General features: G+C 51.9%; 22 protein-coding genes and 1 riboswitch. Of the genes, 16 read left to right on the top strand and 6 right to left on the bottom strand.

The window, feature by feature from the left end; genetic code table 11:
- The first annotated feature begins 33 nt into the window (after window positions 1-33).
- The 4 genes from M0R33_RS19430 (at window position 34) to M0R33_RS19445 (ending at window position 5837) form a co-directional block, all read left to right on the top strand.
- Window positions 34-1104 (top strand): FecR domain-containing protein, encoded by a 1071-nt coding sequence (locus M0R33_RS19430; RefSeq protein WP_292573316.1) that lies wholly within the window; start codon window positions 34-36, stop codon window positions 1102-1104.
- 241 nt (window positions 1105-1345) lie between these two features.
- Window positions 1346-3739, top strand: coding sequence for a TonB-dependent receptor (locus M0R33_RS19435; protein ID WP_292573318.1), 2394 nt, complete (start codon window positions 1346-1348; stop codon window positions 3737-3739).
- Window positions 3740-4001: 262 nt separating this feature from the next.
- A riboswitch (cyclic di-GMP riboswitch) is annotated at window positions 4002-4080 on the top strand.
- Between the two features lie 95 nt (window positions 4081-4175).
- Window positions 4176-4922 carry a hypothetical protein gene (locus tag M0R33_RS19440; protein ID WP_292573321.1) on the top strand — a complete coding sequence of 249 codons (747 nt, stop codon included), beginning with the start codon at window positions 4176-4178 and terminating at the stop codon, window positions 4920-4922.
- Between the two features lie 123 nt (window positions 4923-5045).
- Window positions 5046-5837, top strand: a complete 792-nt coding sequence (locus M0R33_RS19445) for a VPLPA-CTERM sorting domain-containing protein (protein ID WP_292573324.1) — start codon at window positions 5046-5048, stop codon at window positions 5835-5837.
- A 308-nt stretch (window positions 5838-6145) separates the two neighbouring features.
- Here the strand turns inward: M0R33_RS19445 and yeiP are convergent, their stop codons facing one another.
- From yeiP to trxB, 4 genes are read right to left on the bottom strand one after another with little or no spacing between them, the layout of a single operon-like run.
- On the bottom strand, window positions 6146-6712 hold the full coding sequence (gene yeiP / locus M0R33_RS19450; RefSeq protein ID WP_292573327.1) for an elongation factor P-like protein YeiP: 567 nt from the start codon (window positions 6710-6712) through the stop codon (window positions 6146-6148).
- A 3-nt stretch (window positions 6713-6715) separates the two neighbouring features.
- A complete protein-coding gene (locus M0R33_RS19455; RefSeq protein ID WP_292573396.1) occupies window positions 6716-7435 on the bottom strand; it encodes an arginyltransferase in 720 nt (239 codons plus the stop codon).
- Entirely contained in the window at window positions 7432-8124 is a 693-nt protein-coding gene (gene aat, locus M0R33_RS19460) for a leucyl/phenylalanyl-tRNA--protein transferase (RefSeq protein ID WP_292573330.1), read from the bottom strand. The genes M0R33_RS19455 and aat overlap by 4 nt, the downstream gene beginning before the upstream one ends.
- A 44-nt stretch (window positions 8125-8168) precedes the next feature.
- Entirely contained in the window at window positions 8169-9125 is a 957-nt protein-coding gene (trxB, locus tag M0R33_RS19465; protein ID WP_292573332.1) for a thioredoxin-disulfide reductase, read from the bottom strand.
- 173 nt (window positions 9126-9298) lie between these two features.
- On the opposite strand from trxB, the gene M0R33_RS19470 reads away from it, so the two are divergent.
- From M0R33_RS19470 to M0R33_RS19520, 11 genes are all read left to right on the top strand, one after another.
- A complete protein-coding gene (locus M0R33_RS19470; RefSeq protein WP_292573335.1) occupies window positions 9299-11611 on the top strand; it encodes a DNA translocase FtsK in 2313 nt (770 codons plus the stop codon).
- Window positions 11612-11617: 6 nt separating this feature from the next.
- On the top strand, window positions 11618-11815 hold the full coding sequence (locus M0R33_RS19475) for a hypothetical protein (protein WP_292573338.1): 198 nt from the start codon (window positions 11618-11620) through the stop codon (window positions 11813-11815).
- A gap of 7 nt (window positions 11816-11822) precedes the next feature.
- Complete coding sequence (locus M0R33_RS19480) at window positions 11823-12089, top strand: SemiSWEET transporter (protein ID WP_292573340.1); 267 nt, start codon at window positions 11823-11825, stop codon at window positions 12087-12089.
- 28 nt (window positions 12090-12117) lie between these two features.
- Complete coding sequence (locus M0R33_RS19485; RefSeq protein ID WP_292573342.1) at window positions 12118-13380, top strand: cobyrinate a,c-diamide synthase; 1263 nt, start codon at window positions 12118-12120, stop codon at window positions 13378-13380.
- Window positions 13377-13913, top strand: coding sequence for a cob(I)yrinic acid a,c-diamide adenosyltransferase (cobO, locus tag M0R33_RS19490; protein ID WP_292573345.1), 537 nt, complete (start codon window positions 13377-13379; stop codon window positions 13911-13913). Before M0R33_RS19485 ends, cobO begins: the two co-directional genes overlap by 4 nt.
- A gap of 64 nt (window positions 13914-13977) precedes the next feature.
- Window positions 13978-14385 (top strand): ketosteroid isomerase-related protein, encoded by a 408-nt coding sequence (locus M0R33_RS19495; protein WP_292573347.1) that lies wholly within the window; start codon window positions 13978-13980, stop codon window positions 14383-14385.
- 135 nt (window positions 14386-14520) lie between these two features.
- A complete protein-coding gene (locus M0R33_RS19500) occupies window positions 14521-14883 on the top strand; it encodes a hypothetical protein (RefSeq protein ID WP_292573350.1) in 363 nt (120 codons plus the stop codon).
- 520 nt (window positions 14884-15403) lie between these two features.
- Window positions 15404-15736 carry a cold shock domain-containing protein gene (locus tag M0R33_RS19505; RefSeq protein ID WP_292573353.1) on the top strand — a complete coding sequence of 111 codons (333 nt, stop codon included), beginning with the start codon at window positions 15404-15406 and terminating at the stop codon, window positions 15734-15736.
- 104 nt (window positions 15737-15840) lie between these two features.
- On the top strand, window positions 15841-16920 hold the full coding sequence (locus tag M0R33_RS19510; RefSeq protein ID WP_292573355.1) for an AI-2E family transporter: 1080 nt from the start codon (window positions 15841-15843) through the stop codon (window positions 16918-16920).
- The gene (locus M0R33_RS19515) at window positions 16917-17693 is read left to right on the top strand and encodes a DUF3530 family protein (RefSeq protein ID WP_292573358.1); all 777 of its coding nucleotides are present in this window, start codon (window positions 16917-16919) and stop codon (window positions 17691-17693) included. The genes M0R33_RS19510 and M0R33_RS19515 overlap by 4 nt, the downstream gene beginning before the upstream one ends.
- A 29-nt stretch (window positions 17694-17722) precedes the next feature.
- Window positions 17723-17959: a TIGR02647 family protein gene (locus M0R33_RS19520; RefSeq protein WP_292573362.1), complete on the top strand. Its 237-nt coding sequence runs from the start codon at window positions 17723-17725 to the stop codon at window positions 17957-17959.
- Window positions 17960-17967: 8 nt separating this feature from the next.
- Here M0R33_RS19520 and M0R33_RS19525 read toward each other — a convergent pair whose 3' ends face one another.
- A complete protein-coding gene (locus tag M0R33_RS19525) occupies window positions 17968-18333 on the bottom strand; it encodes a DUF6164 family protein (RefSeq protein ID WP_292573364.1) in 366 nt (121 codons plus the stop codon).
- A gap of 83 nt (window positions 18334-18416) precedes the next feature.
- On the opposite strand from M0R33_RS19525, the gene M0R33_RS19530 reads away from it, so the two are divergent.
- Window positions 18417-20120, top strand: coding sequence for an ATP-binding SpoIIE family protein phosphatase (locus tag M0R33_RS19530; RefSeq protein WP_292573367.1), 1704 nt, complete (start codon window positions 18417-18419; stop codon window positions 20118-20120).
- Here the strand turns inward: M0R33_RS19530 and mutM are convergent.
- Window positions 20117-20932, bottom strand: coding sequence for a bifunctional DNA-formamidopyrimidine glycosylase/DNA-(apurinic or apyrimidinic site) lyase (mutM, locus tag M0R33_RS19535; protein WP_292573369.1), 816 nt, complete (start codon window positions 20930-20932; stop codon window positions 20117-20119). The genes M0R33_RS19530 and mutM overlap by 4 nt on opposite strands.
- Between the last annotated feature and the right edge of the window lie 3 nt (window positions 20933-20935).

The following is a 20935-nucleotide window of genomic DNA, read 5'->3' on the forward strand; positions in this document are numbered from 1 at the left end:
CGATAAGTTACCGCTTATGCTTGGAATGCTGATATGGCCCCAAATTTAGACGATGCGCGTAAACAGCTGGCCATTGAATGGCTGGTTCGCTTGCGGGCCGACGATTTGACCGATGCGGAAATGAGTTCGTTCGCCGCCTGGTTGGCGGAGGATTATCGGCATTCCGAAGCATTTGCCTTCGCGGAAGACTTGTTCGATGAGATGGTGAATGCAGCCGGTTCGGCGGCGACGTCGGCGGTTGATTGCTTAGAGAATCATCAAACCGCACTGTCCGTAACGCCTTTGCAACATGTATCCTTAGCGCCCGGGCAGGGCCCATCCCGCCAACTGCCGCCCCGCCATTCTCGTTGGGGAGTGGGCGCATTGGCAATCGCGGCGGTTTGGTTGTTTGCCGTGGTTTTAGTGATGCCGGAAAATACCCATCCCCTGGCTCGTCTGTTAAGCGACTATCACACTGAAACCGGTGAATTGCGCGATATCGAATTAACGGACGGCAGCCATATGCTGCTCAACACCAACAGTGCGGTTTCAGTGGCTTACGATGAGTCGAAGCGGAAAATTACCCTGCACCATGGTCAAGTCCGCTTTACAGTGGCCAAAGATGAGCGGCGGCCATTCGACGTCAGGATGGATGATCTACAAGCACGTGCATTAGGCACCGTGTTTGAAGTTTACCGTCCGGATGGCGACAATGTCAGTGTGACGGTGCAACAACATGCCGTTAAAGTCGATATCGGTCGCGACGCCGATGGTAGTTCGACGGGAAGCGCGCCAGTCAATACCTTTACGTTGCGGGTTGGCCAAAATTTGCGCTATGGTTACGACGGCAAGCCGCCCACGGTGCGCGAAGTCGAATTGGAGCAAGCTACCGCATGGCAGCAGCAGAAATTATTTATCAGCGATCGACCTTTGGGGGAATTGATTGCGGAACTCAACCGCTACCGCGTTGGGCGGATATTCTTAAGCGATGCGCAATTGAGCGAACTTCGGGTAACCGGCGTGTTTCCACTCGACAGGCCGGACGATATATTGCGCGCGGTGGCGGACGTATTGGGCTTGCAAGCAACCCAACTGGGTCCGTTGTGGGTTTTATTACATCGGTGAGCTGCGTTTTTCAATAGACTCGCGCGCCGCGATAGAGGGGCGGGGAGTATATCCCAAGCCGTTTTCGTTTGCTAAAGACTGTTAGGACAGCAAACCATCGGGCCATTTGACAGGGAGTAGTTTGAAATTGCCGTTACGCAGTAGGATAGCTTGCCCGGAGTTTACGCCGACGCATAAGCAGCCGCAGTCAAGCAAGGGTGGTCACCCTTTTGCCGCCTCGCCATTTTTAAAGCCGTTTCTGATGCTTATCGGCCTTATGCTGTTTAGCAGTCGTATTGTTGCGGCGGAAGTCTGGCATTATTTCAATATTCCCGCCCAATCATTAAACAATGCCTTGGTAAAATTCGCCGCGGACACTAACCTTGCCGTGATTTTCTCCGCCGATGCGGTACGTGGGATGACTGCCGAGGAATTGCAAGGGAAAATGACTGTGGAACAGGGGTTGAGCCGCTTGTTAAACGATAGCGGCTACACCTACCGTTTCATCGACGCGACAACGGTAACCTTGACACCAATCTCAACACAGGCAATTGAAATCAAACAGCCTGCCTCGGTAATCCTGGATACCACGATAGTGATAGATCGAGCGGAGGGCATCTGGCCGGATGAATTGGCGGAAACCCGCTTCGATGATCCGCTCGATTACCAAGCGGTCAGTGCCACCACGGCCACCCGAACCGATACCCCCATCAAACAAATTCCGCAATCGATACAGACAGTCAAGCACTCGTTAATCGATGATCAGCAAAACATCACTCTTAGTGAATCCTTGTATAACGTCAGCGGAGTCGTGCCGAGAAATTCCTTGTTTACCCCGGTTATCGAAGGTACCTTGCTGCGCGGCTTCCGGGCGGAACAACTGATAGACGGTTTTACCCAGTATTACAATACGGGCGACAGAGAGAGCCTTGTCAATGTGGACAGAGTTGAAGTGCTTAAAGGCGCCAATGCGATTTTTTATAGTGGCGGTTCGGGCTCGCCGGTCGGTGGTGTCATCAACGTGGTTTCCAAGCAGCCCAAATTTCATGCCTTTCGGGAAATGGGTTTTAAAGCCGGCAGTCATGCGTTCTACCAACCTTATATCGATATTAATCAACCGCTTAATGAAAATGTGTTGTTTCGTATCACCGCCGAGTATACAAACTCGGATAGCTGGGTTGATGTCATCCATACCGAGCGGTTTAATGTCAATCCAACGCTGGTTTTAACCGACAACGCCGATACCAAGCTTACGCTGCACGGCAAGCTATCGCACTGGCAACAACCGGAATACCAGGGGCTGCCCGCTAGCGGGACGTTGGCGGGCAGTTTTAGCGTCGAGCCGCTAACCTTTATCGGCCCTACCGACATGCCCGACAGCCGCTCCGACAACGACGCCGTGTGGTTAAACTTGAAGCAGCGCATAGACCAAGTCTGGGCCGTGGATGTGCGGGCTCGTTATGGGGTGTCCGAGTTTACCGAAAAAATCCAGACCTTATTTAACGGTGCATCGTTTATCGCCGATACACCGCTGCTGGCGCCCTCTACCTGGGCTGTTGTGAATGGCGAGTTATCTCAACGACAGCAAGAAATCAGTTTTCAGGGGTTCGCGCAAGCCCAGTTTAATTTCGTCGGCATCGAACATGTGTTTTTAGTCGGCGGCGATCTCGGTGAACTGCGGGACCAGGGGTATATCGATGTTGCCAGCCGAATTTCCGGTCTGGTCGATCTGGCTAGCCCGAACTTTGCAAGCGCCTATCAAATACCCGGACCCGCTCGGAATAACCAGTTTACAGTCAACACGACTTACGGCGGATATTGGCAATTACAGAGTCATATTCGGCAACGTCTGCACACCTTACTCAGCCTGCGGCTGGGAGGGGTAGAGATTGGATTTGATAATTCGCTAAGCCATCTTTCCAGTAAAACAGCACGGTTGAAGTTATTGCCGAAGATAGGCGCCAGTTATGATGTGACCGGGGATATTTCAGTCTTTGCGGCATATAGCGAAGGCATGCGCGGACAGCCGTTCTTCAATTTTGCCAGCGCGCCGATACCCGAGCTCTCCCGGCAAATGGAGGCGGGACTGAAATGGGATTTTTCCGGTCGGTTGAGCGGACAATTCGCCGTTTACCAAATCGACCGAAACCAGGTTGCGGTGGCGACGCCTGCAAACGCGGCGCTGTATACCGCAAGCGGGCGGCAGCGGGCGCGGGGCATTGAGGTGGATTTAGTCTGGCGGCCGCTGGAGCAAGTCAACGTTTTGGCTAATTATGCCCACACCGATGCCCGTTTCGCCGATGAAGACGCCGGCAGCCGCTTGCCCTGGGTTCCCGAGGACTCCGGACGAGTCTGGGCGCACTACCGGTTTAACGATGAAACGCTGCGGGGATTAGGTATCGGTGTCGGTGTTTATCTGAGCTCCGGAGCTTACTTAGCCAAGCAAAATCAGTACAAAACCCCCGGCTATTATAATTTCGATGCGGCGATCAGTTATGAAACCGGCGCCTTCAAGCTGGCCGCCAGTGTCAAGAATCTAACTGACCAGGCGTATTACCAACCTTATCAATATTTCGGCGGCGGTTATGCCGGCGGCGGGCGAGTGGCTCCCGCGGCCGGCCGCATGCTATTTCTCTCCGCCTCGGTGACGTTTTAAGCTACGCCGCTATGCTTTGGCCGGCTCCATAACCTTAAAAACACCGCGTTTCCGGCGAGCTGTTCCGGCCCGGTTCATACCCGTACAACCAGCGGCCAAAAAATTTTTCATTTTTTTGTAGTCATTTCTTTAACTCAAACGTTTTGATCATAAAGGGACGGTATTTATGCAGTATCCAGTGCTCGCTTGGCGGTGAGCGGCGTTGGGTTCTTCAAAAATGCCCAGGACGATACGCTCAAGGAGCAGAGCGACGTTGTAAGGATTGCAACCCCGCCACATCCGCCGTGAGACGGAGCCGGAAAGCCACGGGTCTTGGGAAGTAAGACAGCCGGGTTACCTTCGATTGCCATCTGTTCATATCGTTTCGCCTGTTGGGCGATACCCGCGGTCTGGCGTTGGAGAATAACTGTAACCGAAATTAGTTAAGGAAAGAAAAATGAGACATTTGAAATTAGCCAGCGCAGGCGTTTTCGCATTTAGCGTATTGACTGGATTAATAGCGCCTAGCACGGCCAGTGCGGCATTAGTGACCGGTAATGCCACCTTTACGATAGATAACCCTGCCGTTGTGAGTTCCAATCCGGGCGGATGGTTTTTTGAAACCCATTGGGGGCCCGACGATAACGCGCTGCCCATTGATGGCGCCGCAACCGGCGGTACTGCGTTGACTTCAGCCAGCGGACCCAAGGTCTTGGTGTTTCCGGTAAATACCAATACCGCGACGGTAACGTTATCAACCTCCGGAACCGGGAGAATTGCCCAGCCGACCACCATGGATGCCGGCAATACGGCGGCGGGGCAGATCGGTTTGAGCGGCGCTCTGCGGATGAGAGATCCAAGTATGACGACGTATCTGGCACCCTTTGATCTTGCCGTACGCAAGTCGGCGGGCGAGTGGTTAATTAATTCGCACGACAGCAGCTTCGGTACCGTGGGATTGTTCAAGTTGGCTAACGTATCGGAAGCGCTGAATGGTAATGGTGAGCTACTGTTGAGCGGAGATCTGTTATGGACTGGTGGTTTGAGCTATGGCGGGCTGTTGAATGCAAATACCTCTATCGTTTTAGGTACTTTTAATCTGACTCCAGCTGCTGTTCCAGTCCCCGCTGCGGCCTGGCTGTTCGGTAGCGCCCTGCTTGGCTTGCTGGGGGTGGCTCGTCGAAAAATGCCCTTGGCGGCTTAAGCACTGGTCAACGCTACCTGTAGGGTTTGATTTCAAACGTTACGGGTAGTACGGACCTCTGTCTGTATCTTTTGGCGGGACGAAAGACTTAAGCCAAATTCACTATGCATTTACGGAAGAAACATGAAAATATCTAACCTCATTTTATTGGCCGGCGCATTGGTTTGCACTAACGCGCAGGCGGCCACAATCTCGGGCGGATCGCTTGTTCTCAACATAGACCGTGACGCCCTGGCGGCCGGCGTTACCCTGGATAACACTGCCGCACCGTCCATTTACGTGGAAGAATTTTTTGATGCCGCCGCTGCGGACAGAACTCAAACCCAGCTGTTGAACGACAATACCCCGGTGGATTGGTCCGATTACGCAGCGAACGAAATATCCGCCACCGGCCTTCAATTTGCCGTCAATGGGTTCAATATTGCCGTCAATCCCGCCGGTCGTCAGAATAAGCCCACCACGCTGGACTTCGATCCAAATGACTTGTTCGGCACCGCGACCGGCAGTATTGGCTTGGGCGGCGCGATTCGATTCCGTGTCGATGTGGATAGGCCCAATAACCGCATTTTAATGGGTGACATGACGCTGGAATATCATCCGGAATTGGAGGCCGCCACGCCGGGCCGCTCCGGATGGTTATTGGTCAACCACATCGGTTTCGATGCCGATGCTTTTGAATTATTCGATGTCACCACTAATTTGATCGGCCAGAGCCTGACCTTGACAGGTAATTTAGGGTATGGCTGGGGCCTTGATCATTTGGGGGCAACCGATGCCCGTTTGAGCGACACTCGCATCGGCAGCTTCAGTTTTCAAACCACGGTAGTGCCGGTTCCCGCTGCAGTTTGGTTGTTTGCCAGCGGTTTGGCTGGGCTTTGCGCGACGGGCCGATTTAAAAGAAAGGTCGCGGCGTGAACGGGATAAATCGAATCTAAGTCGGTAAAGGTGTGGCATTGCTGGTCTTGGCAATGTCCACTGCGGCACCCGCTACGTCTGCTTCGATCGTCAGGTTCGGCACCTATCTGAGCCATCAGAAAAAATATTCATGCTGCTCAAGGCAACGAATCGCTGATTGCCTTGAATCCGCTCGCGCCGGATTTTATTGTCATCGGCTGGTACGGGTATTTCGAATGTGTGTGAATTGTGATTGATTGCGGCGGAGTCGGGTTCGTTGCGCCGGTTACGAGGGCGAGCCGTTAAGCCCGCCCAGTGAAGCCGGTCGATCAAGCCCGGGAGGAAAACTCGCCGGTTTCGGTGTTGATCTTGATCATCTCGCCGGTTTCGATGTATTCCGGAATTTGTACTTCCAGGCCAGTAGTCAATTTGGCGGTTTTGGTGCGTTTGGTAGCGCTGGAGCCCTTCATCGCCGGCGGAGTCTCGACGATTTGCAGGGTGATGGTAGTCGGTAACTGGATGCCCAACGGCGCCTCGTCCATCAGCAGCATGATGATGCCTTCCAGGCCGTCGGACAAATATTCGGTCTGCCCTTCCAGGTCTTCCGCGGATAGCGCGTACTGTTCGTAGGTCTCGCTGTTCATGAAATGGTAGCTATCACCGTCCTGATAAGAAAATTGCACGTTGCAACGCGAGCAATCGGCGGCTTTCAGCATATCGTCGCTTTTGAAGGTTTCGTCCAGCTTTTGGCGGGTTTTCATATGTGTGAAGCGGACTTTATATAGCGTGGTAGCGCCGCGCGAAGTCGGATTGCGCACATCGATTTTTTTTACCACATACGGTTCGCCATTGATTTCGATGGCGTTTCCCTGCTTGAGTTCGTTGGCTTTGGGCACTGCTTATTCCTCGTTAGTCTGATGAAAGTGGATGTCTTGCCACTGGCCGGCTATCAAGCCCTGTAGTGGTTGGTACTGATTTTTGTAACGCATTTTACGACAATCTGCTATCCAAAAGCCCAGATAAACGAATTCGAGGTCGCGCCGGCGGGCTTCGTCGATTTGCCACAAAACCGCAAACACGCCGGGGCTGTAGTCGTTGAACTCAGGGTCGAAGAAGGTGTACACCGCCGATAGCGCATGATCCAGCGCATCGACCACAGCGACGGCGGCCAGGCGGCCCTCGATCAGAAATTCCACAAACCAGGTATTGCACCAGTTACTACCCAGAAAATGCAGGTAGTCCTCGCGGCTAATATGGTCTTGCGGGGTTTTTTCATGGCGGGCAATTTGGTAGCGCCGGTATAAATCGAAATGGCGTTCACTGAATTCGGCGGTTTTAATGACAACCTGGGTATGCTGATTGCGTCGAAGGCAACGGCGTTGTTTGCGGTTGGCCTGAAATGCAGCCACGGAAATCCGGCTGGGCACGCAGGCTTGGCAATTCTCGCAGTGGGGTCGATATACCTGATCACCGCTGCGGCGGAAACCTTGTTCGATCAAGCGGGCATAGAGCAGGGTGTCCAGTGGAAAATCAGGATGCACGACCGCCGAACGGGACAATTTATGGTCCAGATAGCTGCAATCGTGTTCTGCGGTAAGCCACAATGGCACTGATATCATCTTTGCCAAGCGTGTCCGCCGGGTCTCAGTTCGCAAAGCCGGTTAAGCAGGCCGGCGAATACTTTGCGTGGGATTTCTTCGGCTCCCAGGCTAAACAGGTGCTCGCTGCTGACTTGGCAATCAATCAGCTGATAGCCCCAAACCGACAGCTGTCCGACCAGATGCGCGAAGACGACTTTCGAGGCATCGGTTTTGTGGTGGAACATGGATTCGCCGAAGAATACCTGGCCGATGCCGATACCGTACAAACCGCCTACCAATTGTTGGTCTTGCCACGCTTCGACGCTGTGAGCTATACCTTGGCGGTGCAAGCGTAGATAAGCCTGTTTCATGTCCTCGGTAATCCAGGTGCCGCCTTGGTCGCTGCGAGGTGCGGCGCAAGCGGCAATGACCTGTTCGAAGGCGCAATCGTAGCGGATCTGGAATAATTGTTTGCGCAAGGTTTTCTGCAGGCTGCGCGAGACTTTGAGTTTGTCCGGAAACAATACCAGGCGTGGATCGGGACACCACCACAATATGGGCTCGCCGGGGTTGAACCAGGGGAAAATACCATGCCGGTAGGCATTGAGGATGCGTTGCGACGACAAACAGCCGCCCACGGCAATTAAGCCGTTGGGTTCGCCCAATGCCTTGTCGAGTGCCGGAAAAGCTTGGTTGGGGTTAAGTGCGTCGAGAACGGTGAGTTGCATCGTGAATGATGCGGGAACAGCGGCCAAGCTGTTCCCGCCAAACCTTAACCTGTCAGCTCATCCAGGAATTTTTCCGCATCCAACGCTGCCATGCAGCCCGCGCCCGCAGAGGTGATGGCTTGTTTGTAAACCGAATCCATCACATCGCCAGCGGCAAATACGCCGGGTACGCTGGTGGCGGTGGCATTGCCCTGGATGCCGCTGTTGACGACGATATAGCCGTGCTGCATCTCCAGTTGACCGGCGAAAATATCGGTGTTGGGCGTGTGGCCGATAGCGATAAATACCCCGTGTACGTCAAGATCCTTGCTGGAGCCGTCCTGGCTGTTTTTGATGCGAATGCCGGTAACGCCCATGTCGTCGCCCAATACTTCATCCAGCTGGTGGTTCCATTCGATGCTGACATTGCCGGACTTGGCTTTTTCCAGCAGTTTGTCGGACAGGATTTTCTCGGAGCGAAATTTGTCGCGGCGATGTACGACTACCACCTCGGAAGCGATGTTGGCCAAATACAAAGCTTCTTCAACGGCGGTGTTACCGCCGCCGATCACGGCCACCGGTTTGTTACGGTAGAAAAAACCGTCGCAGGTGGCGCAGGCGGATACGCCGCGACCTTTAAAATCTTCTTCGGACGGTAGCCCCAAATATTTGGCCGAAGCACCGGTGGCCACGATTAAGGCGTCACAGGTATAAACACCGCTGTCGCCGGTGAGCGTAAACGGGCGCTTGGAAAGGTCGGCGGTATGGATATGGTCGAAGATAACCTCGGTATTGAAACGTTCCGCATGCCGTAACATTCTGTCCATTAATTCGGGGCCTTGCACGCCTTCAACGTCACCGGGCCAGTTATCCACATCGGTGGTGGTGGTCAATTGTCCGCCTTGTTGCATACCGGTAATCATCACCGGATTCAAATTGGCGCGCGCCGCGTAAACGGCAGCAGTGTAGCCGGCCGGGCCGGAACCTAAAATTAACAGTTTGCAATGTTTTGCGGCAGCCATTGAGGCGGTCTCCAGATGTCGGGTTGAGGTGGCAAAATTATACGGGCAATTGCCGGGCGATAAAACCCGTAAGCTGCCGATGTTTGGCCTGTGATGCGGTTAAGCTAATGTGAAATCTGCTTTTATCATCTATAATCATGTTTTATTGGGCTTTATTTTGCGAGCATTTAGTTATGGTAGCTGTTGTGGAAGAGAGAACTTCGAAAGGTTTTCGAGAAATTGCATTACTGGGTTTTTCCTGCTGCGGACTGTTTCTTTTAATTGCGTTATTGACGTTCGATTCCAACGATCCGGGCTGGAGCCACAGTACTTCTTTTCAGGAACTCAACAATGCCTGCGGGTTGTTGGGTGCGTGGTTGGCCAATTTTGTGTTGTACTTCTTCGGATTAATGGCTTACCTGATTCCATTGATGGTGTTCAGTTACGGTTACATGTTGTATGTCGCCGACAGAATTCAGGGGAATCGCTGGCTATTTTTAGCTCGCAGCGGCGGCTTTATCGCTACGATGATTTCCGGTTCGGCGATTTTCTTTTTGCATTTGCACTTTTTGAGAACCAAGGTGGATTTGCCTGAAAGCCCGGGCGGTATTTTAGGCAGGGAGATCGGCGAGGTGTTGGTGCATCTGTTGGGTAATTCCGGTTCGACCTTGCTGTTGCTGGCGGTATTTATGACCGGCGTGACCCTGTTGACCGGTTTGTCCTGGTTGGGCGCCATGAACTGGGTGGGGAAATTCGCCTTGACGGCTTTCACCGTGGTGGGCCGACAAGCCATTACCGTGCCTGCGCGCTATCGGGCCGATAAGCCGCAACGGCCGGCCGCGGTTAGCAAAAAGATCCGTCCATCAAAATCCGACGGTGCCGATGAAGCAGAGGCGCCCAAAAAATCCAAACTGCAAATTCTAAAATCAGCACCCGAAGCAAAAATAGACAGTCCGGTCATTGCTAAGCCGCAGCGTAAAAAAGACTCTAAAGCGATTGAGGATTTTGGCCCCGATATTTATTTGAATGCCTTGCCGCCCTTGTCGTTGTTGGATAAGCGCGAAATTAAAGTCAAACGCTATTCCAAACTGGAACTGGAAGAAATTTCCAGGCAAGTGGAAGATGTGTTGCAGGATTACGGTATTGCAGTTGAAGTGGAGGCCGTGTTACCCGGACCGGTGATTACCCGTTTTGAATTGCGCCTGGCCGCTGGCGTGAAAGTCAGCCGGATCAGTACCCTGGCCAAGGATTTGGCGCGCGGTTTGTCGGTGACCAGCGTACGTATCGTCGAGGTGATCGAAGGCAAATCGGTTATTGGTCTGGAAATACCCAACCAGGAGCGGGAAATGGTCTCGCTGCGTGACTTGTTGGTGTCGGACGAATTCGAGCGCTCCAAATCCAAGCTGAGTATTGCCATGGGTAAGGATATTTCCGGCACCCCGGTGGTGGCCGACCTGGGTAAAATGCCGCATGCGCTGGTGGCCGGCACCACCGGTTCCGGGAAGTCGGTCGCCATCAACACCATGATTTTAAGCTTGCTGTACAAATCCAAACCGGACGATGTGCGGCTGATCATGATCGATCCGAAAATGTTGGAGCTGTCGGTTTACGAAGGTATTCCGCATTTGTTGACGCCGGTGGTGACCGATATGAAGGATGCGCAAAATGCTTTGCGTTGGGCGGTGGCGGAAATGGAGCGCCGTTATAAATTGATGTCCAAAGTCGGGGTGCGTAACCTGGCCGGTTATAACCATGCGGTACGTGAAGCCGAAGCCGCCGGTAAACCGATTCGAGATCCTTTATTCCGCCCGGAAACACCGGTGCCGCTGGAAGATTATCCCACGCTGATGAGCTTGCCCAGCATCGTTATCGTCATCGACGAATTGGCCGACATGATGATGGTGGTGGGCAAAAAAGTCGAAGAGTTGATTGCGCGTCTGGCGCAAAAGGCCCGGGCGGCCGGTATCCATTTGGTGTTGGCCACCCAGCGACCGTCGGTTGATGTGTTGACCGGCCTGATCAAGGCCAACGTGCCGACCCGGATTTCCTTTCAGGTTTCCTCGCGTATCGATTCCCGCACCATTATCGACCAGGGCGGTGCCGAGGCATTGTTGGGTAACGGCGATATGTTGTTCCTGCCGTCCGGCACCAGCATCCCATTACGAGCCCACGGCGCGTTTGTGGATGACCATGAAGTACACCGGGTAGTGGAGTTCCTGAAGAAAACCGGGCCGACTAATTATCTGGACGAAATTACCCAGGAACGCAGCGATTCCGGCGATGTGGCGGGTTTGGAGGGTGAGGAGAGCGAAAGCGACGCTTTGTATGACGACGCGGTCGCCTTTGTTACCGATTCCAGAAAGGCTTCGATTTCCAGTGTGCAACGCCGCTTTAAAATCGGCTATAACCGGGCCGCCCGTATTATCGAAGACATGGAAAATGCCGGCGTGGTCAGTCCGGCCGAAACCAATGGTTCGCGCGAGGTTCTGGCGCCCCCGCCGCGTTAAGCCGTTATGGATACGGCCATAATGGTATTGCTTGGCATGCTTGCCGTGTCAAGCGTGCTTGCCGGGTGGTTGAGCCGGCGAAAGGCAGCTGAAAAGCCGGTACGGGTGATGATGTTCATCGGCTATTTCTGGCTGCTGACATTTTTACAGTTGCTACTGGCTACCTTGCTGTATTACATTGGTCAGCGCTTTTTTCTTCATTAACCCCTCTATGAACATCATCCCCGATCTGATCGGATATCTGGCGGCCACGCTAACCACGGTATCGTTTTTGCCGCAAGCCGTATTAACCCTGAAAACACGCGATACCGATTCCCTGTCGCTGGGGATGTACAGTCTGTTCACCAGCGGTGTGTTGTTGTGGTTGATCTACGGAATTTATCTGGCCAATCCCGCCATTATTGTCGCAAATGCAGTCACTTTTTTACTGGCCACAGTGATATTGAGCATTAAACTTTATAACCAGCGGCGCAAATAAGTCATCCGGAAACTTAACAGGGGCAGTCATGAAGGTCGCTTTGCTGGCGGGCACGCACTCCGGCTGCGGCAAAACCACGCTAATGCTGGCTTTGCTGCAATATTTGAAAAAACAAGCGCTCAAGCCACGGGCATTTAAAGTAGGGCCGGATTTTCTTGATCCGCTTTGGCATGCCGCGGTTACCGGCCTACCATCCTATAATCTGGATACGCAGATGGTCGGCATAACCGAATCCCGGTACTTGCTGAATCGGCTGGCCGGTGCTGCGGAGTATGGCTTGATTGAAGGCGTGATGGGCATGTTCGACGGCCGCTCCGGCGTCGGGTCGGCCGGTTCCAGTGTCGATTTGGCCAGCCAGTTAGAGGTATCGGTAATGTTAGTGGTCGATGCGCAAGGCATGAGCGGCTCTATCGTGCCGCTGGTAAGCGGCTACTGCGATTTCGCCAAGCAGCGTAATGTCCAAATCACCGGTATCGTCGCTAACCGGGTTGGCAGCGAGTTTCATGCTCGGTTATTAGCCGAGGCCTTGGCTGATTATCAGTTACCGCCCTTGCTGGCCTGGTTGACTAACGATGCGCCGACATTGGCAGAAAGGCAGTTGGGACTGAAAATTCCGGAAAAATCCCGGGTACCCGATTTTGAGCCGGCCCTGCATGTCGATCATGCCGCTTTGTTGGCGGCATTTTCTCCATTTACCCCTGGCGATCCGGTAAAGACCGACACGGCTTACTTACAAGGTAAAACCATTGCTATTGCCAGAGACGCCGTCTGTTGTTTTATCTATCCCGCCAATGTCGATTGGCTGCTGGAGCAGGGGGCGCGGCTGGCTTGGTTCTCGCCTTTGGCCGGCGAGCCGGTGCCGGCGGCCGATGCGCTGTGGTTGCCGGGCGGTTACCCGGAATTACATGCCCGGCAGTTGGCGGACTCGCTCAGCCTAGCGTCTATAAACGCATTTATCGAATCGGGCAGGCCGGTGTTGGCCGAGTGCGGCGGCAGTATGTTGTTGGGGGACGCTTTGGTCGACCAGCAGGGTAATCGATGGCCGATGGCCAAAGTGTTGCGGTTCGATTCCAGAATGCAAACCAAATTGGCGGCCCTAGGCTATCGCGAGGATGCGTCGGGTATGCGCGGTCATGAATTCCATTATTCAATCAGGGAAAGCAAGCACGCCTTAGCGCCTGGTTTTGCCTGTAACGGCGATCAGGGTATACGCTTTAAAAATTTACGCGCCTGTTACAATCACTGGTATTTTCCCAGTGCCCCGCGGGCGATTACAGAGTGGTTAACATGAAAACGAAACATAGACGACACGGCGTAGTGCTGGTACATACAGGCGAAGGCAAGGGTAAATCGTCTAGTGCTTTTGGTATGGTGTTTCGCGCCGCCGGCTGGGGTATGAGAGTCTGCGTGATTCAATACATTAAAGGTCAATGGCAAACCGGCGAACAGAAAGCCGCCGAGCGGTTCGATAATATCGAATGGCATGCCTTGGGCGATGGCTTTACCTGGGATACTAAAAATCCGGAACAGGATATCAAAACCAGTCGCGAAATTTGGGAATTCAGCAAACAGAAGATTTTGTCCGGGGAATTCGACTTGGTGGTGCTCGACGAAATCAATTATTGCTGCGGCTACGGCTGGATCGGCGGCCAGGAAATTGCCGATTTTATGCAAAACGATAAGCCGGCTTGGCTGCACTTGGTGTTGACTGGCCGCAATGCCGCGCCTGAAGTGATTGCCGCGGCCAATACCGTGACGGAAATGACTCGCATCAAGCATGCTTTTGAAACGGGTATCAAAGCCGAGCAGGGTGTTGAATTTTAAGCTGAAAAAATCCGCCGATTCTGGCAAAATTGCCGCCTTTTAACCTTATCCAACGAGCGCAAGCATGCAACAAGCGAAACAACTTATCGAAAATTACTATCAGGCTTTCAATAACAACGATATGGATACTTTCCTGAGTTTGCTGACCGATGATGTGGTACACGACATCAACCAGGGTGATCGCGAGCAAGGCAAGGCTGCTTTTGCCGCATTCATGGATAAGATGAATCATCATTACCGTGAACAGTTGGTTGATATGGTGATTATGGCAAACGAAGATGGTACGCGCGCAGCGGCGGAATTCGTGGTTTTGGGTGAATACTTGAATACCGATGAAGGTTTGCCGGAAGCCAACGGTCAAAAATACCGGTTACCCGCCGGAGCGTTTTTTGATATTCGCGACGGCAAGGTTGCACGCATCACTAACTATTACAATCTGGGCGATTGGATCGCACAAGTAGATCCGCAATAAGTAGACAGCGGTTTCTCGTGACGATTCAGGCCTAGGTTGGAATCATCAATTGCTGATATTGGCAACATGGCTTAGAATCCGATTAAGCACAAATTCGGACTTGCCGAATATAACTATAACGAGAGGAGAGTAAGTATGGGTGATTCACAGAAACTGATGATTGCAGTGGCGGGGGTCTTTGTGGCGGGGTTTTTTATTGTTGGCGCCAGCAAGGATCAAACCATCGAACAAAAAGAATCGGCATCTCAAATTCGGACTTTAGTGGCCATGCAGGAAATGGCGACTCAAAAATGTCCTAAATTGATTCAAGATAAAACCGGTTCGCAAGTCTATTTTCCATCCAAAACCGACACGGATAAAGAGACCTACGTCACTATGGAATGGGTTGGCGAAAAAGGCGACAACTTCAAAACCGCTTCCTGTACATTACAACAGCAATTAGGCGGTATATCGAAGCTCGTTATCGATGGCGAAGTCTTGATCGATAAAAAATTCTAAATTATTCCGGCGTTTCTGAATTTAATTAGGAACGCCATTTTTTCCTTAATGGTATCCGCCGCACATTCCTGCGCGGTTCCGTTTGTCTATATTCCGGACTCTGGCGTCATGCTCAGCGGCATTGGGGGCGATAGTATGTGGGTCTGTCGTTTTTACAATTCCGGTTTCAGTTCACACTCTTACGTTTGCTCTGTTTAATCGTAACCAATTCGCGTGAGTGTTTGACCATAAATGACCGCGGCAACAATGTTGCGGCTTGCGCTGGTCCGGCCGAATAAACTCCCGATTAGACACTCTGCGTTGCTAAACGCGATTAATGGGTTAATTGTGTTGGCCCTGTTATGCGTGGAGCTCGGTTCTGTCTGGTATTATGCTAGCGATGCCGCAAGCCGGATTCGTCAATATGCGGCATCTGAATACCGGAAATAAAACGCCTCTAGTGGATAGAGGCTGGAGAGTAAGAGACGGACATGGATCGATTTAATGATAACAATAAAATAATAAGACAGAGGTGAAGGCAATGGCAGAGACAACCGAAAGGGGGATTTTAAAAACCTGGAAAGACGACAGAGGTTTCGGATTTATCCAGCCCGACAACGGCGACAAGGATATTTTTGTGCATATTTCGGCTTTAAAAGGTATGGCGCGCCGTCCGGTGCGCGGCGATGTGCTGTTTTATCAAGTCAGTCAAGATGCCGGCGGAAAGTTTAAAGCTGTCAACGCCAGTATCGAAGGGGTGGAATTAGTAGAAGCATCGACGAATATATCTAAAAAGTGGTTGTGGATAGCTGCCGTCGCGTTGGGTTTGGTGAGTGCCGCGCTGGCGGCGGCATACGCATTTTGGGTTAAATAAGCCGTTTAAACAAACCATGGAAAACGCATTTTTTGTAACTTACTGTCTGGCGGTCATTTGATGATTCCGCGGACGTACCGGCCTTTCCCGGAGCAAAACTAACTATGAATGACTCGCAAAAGTGGCTCGTGCTGTTTGTTGTGGCCGGATTGGGTTGGTTGCTGTATTTGTTGGCCCCCATATTGATGCCGTTTGCCGTGGCGGCAATTTTGGCTTACCTGGGGGACCCTCTGGTGGATAGGCTGGAAACCTGGCGCTATAAAAAATTTCGCTTGAACCGTACCATGGCGGTCACGTTGGTCTTTTTTGGCATCATCATCGGCGCGACCGCCATTTTACTTGTCATCATTCCTACAATCGAATATCAAATCGGCGTATTTATCGATAAGCTGCCTTCATATCTGCAGTGGTTAAACAAATCCGTTATTCCTACTTTGCAGAAGTATTTTGGTAAGGGGATTCGGCCGGTAAAAACCGGACAATTGATTGAGCTGGTGCGCGGTTATTGGCAGGACGGTTCCGCAGTGTCGGAAAATTTAATCAAATCCGTCTCGCATTCCAGCGCGATTGTATTGGGGTGGATGATGAATACGGTGTTGATTCCGGTCATTACATTTTACCTGTTGCGTGACTGGGATGGATTGGTGATCAAAGTACATAATTTGTTCCCCAGGCGTATGGCAAATACAGTGGGCAAATTGGCCGCCGAAGCGGACACGGTACTCGGCGCGTTTTTGCGCGGGCAGTTTTATGTCATGTTGGCATTAGGTCTGATTTACAGCATCGGTTTGCGCCTAATTAGTCTTGATTTGGCCCTGCCGATAGGCATGATGGCGGGTTTGATCAGCTTTATACCCTATATGGGCGCTATCGTAGGTATCGGCATGGCGTGCGTAGCGGCGATACTGCAATTTCAAGACGCCATGCATCTGGTACCGGTGCTGATCGTGTTTGCCATCGGCCACAGTTTGGAAAGTATGCTGCTCACACCCTGGCTGGTGGGTAATAAAATCGGCTTGCACCCGGTCGCCGTTATCTTCGCGGTGCTGGCCGGCGGGCAACTGTTCGGGTTTTTAGGGGTTTTGCTGGCTTTGCCGGTGGCTTCGGTCATCATGGTACTGTTGCGGCATATTCACGAACGCTATACCTTTAGCATCTTCTATAGCAATGGTTCCCATTTGTGAAGTTTCAGCTGCTGGGATTATGGGTGTTTGCGGTTGTGTGCGGGACGGTTGAAGCCGGCAACCTGCAACGCGAATCGGATTACGCCAGCAATTTGCAGCAAACCGCAGGCATGGGGCGTGGAATTTGGTTAACCTCGGGCGGGCAGCGTTTTTTCGCATTATTTACCGAAGCCGAAAAAACCGATAACAGCCAGGCGGTGATCGTGTTGCATGATATGGGCGAGCATCCCGATCAACGGCCCGTCATTCACGGTTTGCGCGCCGTGCTGCCCCAGCATAATTGGACGACATTGTCGATACAGTTGCCGCTGCGGGAAATCGGCGCGAGTCAGGAGGATTATTATGGCTTGTTCGATGAGGCGCATGGGCGGATTCAGGCTGGCGTGGATTATTTGCGCAACCAGGGTGCAAAAAACATTGCCGTGGTTGGATACGGTGTGGGTGCCGCCATGGCCGCTTATGCCCTCAGCCTTGATCCCAAGGGTTTGAGTGCACTGGCGGCGATCAGCCTGCCGCTGCCGGAAAGCACTTTACCGCAAGCGCAAATTGGCCAATTCATTAAAAATATCGCGTTGCCTTTTCTCGATGTGTACGCTGAATTCGACTTGCCGGATGTGGTTGATACCGCCCGACAGCGGCGCATGTTGGGTAAGGATAATCCGGTTTTTAGGCAAATCAGAATCAATGGCGAAAACCATACCTATCAGCATGATCCCGTTATGTTGATTAAACGTATCTACAGCTGGCTGGCATTAAGCCTAGGCCCCAACTAATTTATAAACCATCAATCAGGAGCAGCTCAATGCGCATAACCGACGAAACTGTCGCAGAAATTCATTTATTATCATTATTTAATCTGGCATCTGTTCAGGAAGGGGTGAAAGTTCATCGTGATGCTGAAGCGCATCTGATCGAAGCCGCTAAACGATTATACGAAAAAGGCCTGACCAATCAGCCAGATGGCGGTTATCTCACCGATTTAGGTATTGAAGTCGCTGAACATGCGCAAAGGATGCTGACCATTTTAAAGGCCAAATAAGGAGCTGTTTACAGCCCTAATTTGTATACCCAATGACAGGAAGCATAAATAACCACGGCCGCGACCAAACATAAGGCGATAAATCGAAGCGGGTTTTGTAGGTTGTGCCGTAAAAAGCCGGGTTGTCGACCTTGCTTTTGACGCTCTTCATACAAGGCGCGCTGCCGGTGGGCTCGTTCCCGTTGATAGGACTGGAACAATTGTTGGGCAACCGGCATGTCATCCTGTTGTTGCAGCCAGATAGCCGGTAGCGAAATACCCCAGATACCGGCCGAGGTTTCGTAAAATGCGATGCCGTTGACCGAAAGGAGTTCTCTTATGTCTTCCGCTTCATCCTCGGGAACGCCTCTTAAATTAAAAAACAGTATTGACATAAATAGCATGCTCGGGAAATCGACAAGTTCGTCTATTATAAAATGCCAAATGCTTGTCTGCCTGCTGTAATATTTTAAAGATCATGAATTTAAGTCCTCCAAACCCAGCCAATCCTGAAATAATTTTATGGATTTCGGATGAAATAATTCATGACCAAAGCTTGTTGCAATTTCTGGTTAAGGCCGGTTATCGCATTCAGTGCGCGGTATCCGCGCCGGAAGCCACGAAATTCCTCGAAACCGAGGATGGGGTTGGGCTGTTGATTATAGCGACAACAGCCTGTCTTAATGCCGAGGTCGATAGCTTCAGGCGTTTGGCGGACGACTATTTGCCCATCATCGTCGTTAGCGAAGTCATCGATGATGCGCTGATGGATGGCTATCAGGATGCCAATGTTGATAGTTATGTGGTTAGGCCGGTCAATTTTCGGTTATTGCAGACCAAAATCAAATCGGCTTTTAGGATGCGGCAGCTCTATCAACACGAATGCGATCAGCACAGCCAATTGATGTGTTATCGGCAAAACGTGGAGATTGAGCGCGAGTTGGCCGCTAAAATTTACAATGCGGTGCTGCAGTCCAATTTGCTGCAGACCGAAGCGGTTAAATCCGTGATGTCCCCGCTCGCTTTATTTAACGGCGATTTGCTGCTGGTGGAAAAAACCCCGGACAACCAATTGTATTTGTTATTGGGCGATTTCACCGGGCACGGCTTGTCTGCGTCGGTGGGGGCAACTCCGGTCGCGGACGTTTTTTACGGCATGACCCGCAAGGGGTTTTCCCTGCCCGATATCGTCCAGGAGATCAATCTAAAGCTCTACAATATGTTGCCCACCAACATGTTTTTGGCGGCTACCGCAGTCGGGCTTTATCCGGATTCCAAAACCCTAAGTATGATCACCTGCGGTTTGCCGGAGCATTTTATCGTTAGCGACTTGGACGGTAAACATACGACTGTAAAGTCTAAAAATATTCCGTTGGGGATATTGGATCGAATGGAGCTGGAGATTAAGAATTTTAGTGTGGATAATCATCACCATGTGTTCCTTATGACGGATGGCGTATTAGAAGCAAAAAATTCACGGGGCGAGGCCTTCGGCTACGAGCGCGCGCTTAGCGCCATAAAGCAAAATCCAGGCGATGGGCTTGCTGTTTTGCATGCTTGTTTGAATGAACATAGCCGGGGCTCAAGTCAGCAAGATGATATTTCCTTGGTCGAACTGGTTTGCGATGTCGACCAAATCTCTTGGCAGACTAGTCCAGCCGCTCAAACCGAGCATCAGCCGGTAGCCTTGCATTGGAAAAGCGTTATGGAGTTCGATATCGATGCGTTACGGATAGTCAATCCGGTGCCGGTGTTGGTGAATGCCTTGATGGAAATACAAGGCCTAAAGCAGTATAGGCAAGCCATTTTTCTAATTGTCAGCGAATTGTTTGCTAACGCTTTGGACCATGGCGTGTTAAAGCTGGATTCGGCTGTCAAATCAACCCCGGAAGGCTTTATGCGCTTTTATCAATTAAAACAAGATCGGTTGTCCAGCTGGGCGCAGGGCAAAGTCAGGTTGTCGGCGATTCATAAGCCGACGCCGGAAGGTGGTCAACTAACCATCAAGGTGACGGACAGCGGCGATGGTTTCGATTGGAAAATGCCTTATCGCATGCTGGAAGGCAATGAAGGCTTTTGCGGACGTGGCGTCAAACTGGTGGAAAGCTTGTGTTCGAGTCTGACGTATCACGGCAAGGGTAATCGGGTGACAGCGGTGTTCGACTGGAAGAGCTGCGGTTAGGTTTGACAAGTGGCGCAGAAATAGCTGGCACGCTGGCCAATTTTGACCTGCTGTATGGGTTCGGCGCACTGCGAGCAGGCCAGTCCGGCACGGCCATATACCGATAACGATTGTTGAAAATATCCGGGTTTTCCTTGCGCGTTAATAAAATCACGTAACGTAGTGCCTCCCTGCTCAATCGCCCGCTGCAATACGGTTTTTATCGATTCGCATAACCATTGGCAATTGGCTAGATCAAGCTCTCCAGCCGGCCGGTTGGGATGCAGGCCAGCCAGAAATAACGATTCGCTGGCATAGATATTCCCTACGCCGACTACGATATGACTATCCATGATCAGGCTTTTAATGGGAATACGGCGGTTTTGGCAATGCTGCAGCAAGAATTCAGCGTTAAAGGCCTCCGAAAGCGGTTCGGGACCCAATCCGGCCAGCAACGCATGTTGCTCCACTGGGGCACTGGTCCACAAAATTACGCCGAAGCGTCGTTGGTCGTTAAATCGGAGGATGGTGTCGTCGGTGAATATGAAATCGGCGTGATCGTGTTTAAGAAGCGGCTGACGAGGATCGCAGATGCGCAGATTACCCGACATACCTAGATGCAGTAACAAGGTGCCTGCTTTTGTGGTCAGCAACAAATATTTTCCGCGACGCTCGATCCGTAGCAGAGCCAACCCGGGCAGCGTGCTTATCAAACTATCGGGCACCGGCCAGCGTAACTTGGGTTGGCGCACGATTATTTGTTTGAAGGTTTTGCCGAGAATATGCGGGGCAATGCCACGCCGGCTGGTTTCGACTTCGGGTAGTTCCGGCATGGC

Origin of the sequence: Methylomonas sp., from assembly GCF_023228165.1 — a bacterium.
Lineage (GTDB): Bacteria > Pseudomonadota > Gammaproteobacteria > Methylococcales > Methylomonadaceae > Methylomonas.

What these genes read in the sequence shown, in the direction of transcription:
- M0R33_RS19480 (WP_292573340.1), top strand. Translation starts at nt 11,823, where the DNA reads ATGAACATCATCCCCGATCTGATCGGATATCTGGCGGCCACGCTAACC.
- cobO (WP_292573345.1), top strand. Translation starts at nt 13,377, where the DNA reads ATGAAAACGAAACATAGACGACACGGCGTAGTGCTGGTACATACAGGC.
- M0R33_RS19525 (WP_292573364.1), bottom strand. Translation starts at nt 18,333, where the DNA reads ATGTCAATACTGTTTTTTAATTTAAGAGGCGTTCCCGAGGATGAAGCG.
- M0R33_RS19440 (WP_292573321.1), top strand. Translation starts at nt 4,176, where the DNA reads ATGAGACATTTGAAATTAGCCAGCGCAGGCGTTTTCGCATTTAGCGTA.
- aat (WP_292573330.1), bottom strand. Translation starts at nt 8,124, where the DNA reads ATGCAACTCACCGTTCTCGACGCACTTAACCCCAACCAAGCTTTTCCG.
- M0R33_RS19530 (WP_292573367.1), top strand. Translation starts at nt 18,417, where the DNA reads ATGAATTTAAGTCCTCCAAACCCAGCCAATCCTGAAATAATTTTATGG.
- M0R33_RS19505 (WP_292573353.1), top strand. Translation starts at nt 15,404, where the DNA reads ATGGCAGAGACAACCGAAAGGGGGATTTTAAAAACCTGGAAAGACGAC.
- M0R33_RS19510 (WP_292573355.1), top strand. Translation starts at nt 15,841, where the DNA reads ATGAATGACTCGCAAAAGTGGCTCGTGCTGTTTGTTGTGGCCGGATTG.
- M0R33_RS19470 (WP_292573335.1), top strand. Translation starts at nt 9,299, where the DNA reads ATGGTAGCTGTTGTGGAAGAGAGAACTTCGAAAGGTTTTCGAGAAATT.
- trxB (WP_292573332.1), bottom strand. Translation starts at nt 9,125, where the DNA reads ATGGCTGCCGCAAAACATTGCAAACTGTTAATTTTAGGTTCCGGCCCG.
- M0R33_RS19520 (WP_292573362.1), top strand. Translation starts at nt 17,723, where the DNA reads ATGCGCATAACCGACGAAACTGTCGCAGAAATTCATTTATTATCATTA.
- M0R33_RS19485 (WP_292573342.1), top strand. Translation starts at nt 12,118, where the DNA reads ATGAAGGTCGCTTTGCTGGCGGGCACGCACTCCGGCTGCGGCAAAACC.
- M0R33_RS19445 (WP_292573324.1), top strand. Translation starts at nt 5,046, where the DNA reads ATGAAAATATCTAACCTCATTTTATTGGCCGGCGCATTGGTTTGCACT.
- M0R33_RS19495 (WP_292573347.1), top strand. Translation starts at nt 13,978, where the DNA reads ATGCAACAAGCGAAACAACTTATCGAAAATTACTATCAGGCTTTCAAT.
- M0R33_RS19430 (WP_292573316.1), top strand. Translation starts at nt 34, where the DNA reads ATGGCCCCAAATTTAGACGATGCGCGTAAACAGCTGGCCATTGAATGG.
- mutM (WP_292573369.1), bottom strand. Translation starts at nt 20,932, where the DNA reads ATGCCGGAACTACCCGAAGTCGAAACCAGCCGGCGTGGCATTGCCCCG.
- M0R33_RS19435 (WP_292573318.1), top strand. Translation starts at nt 1,346, where the DNA reads ATGCTTATCGGCCTTATGCTGTTTAGCAGTCGTATTGTTGCGGCGGAA.
- M0R33_RS19475 (WP_292573338.1), top strand. Translation starts at nt 11,618, where the DNA reads ATGGATACGGCCATAATGGTATTGCTTGGCATGCTTGCCGTGTCAAGC.
- M0R33_RS19500 (WP_292573350.1), top strand. Translation starts at nt 14,521, where the DNA reads ATGGGTGATTCACAGAAACTGATGATTGCAGTGGCGGGGGTCTTTGTG.
- M0R33_RS19455 (WP_292573396.1), bottom strand. Translation starts at nt 7,435, where the DNA reads ATGATATCAGTGCCATTGTGGCTTACCGCAGAACACGATTGCAGCTAT.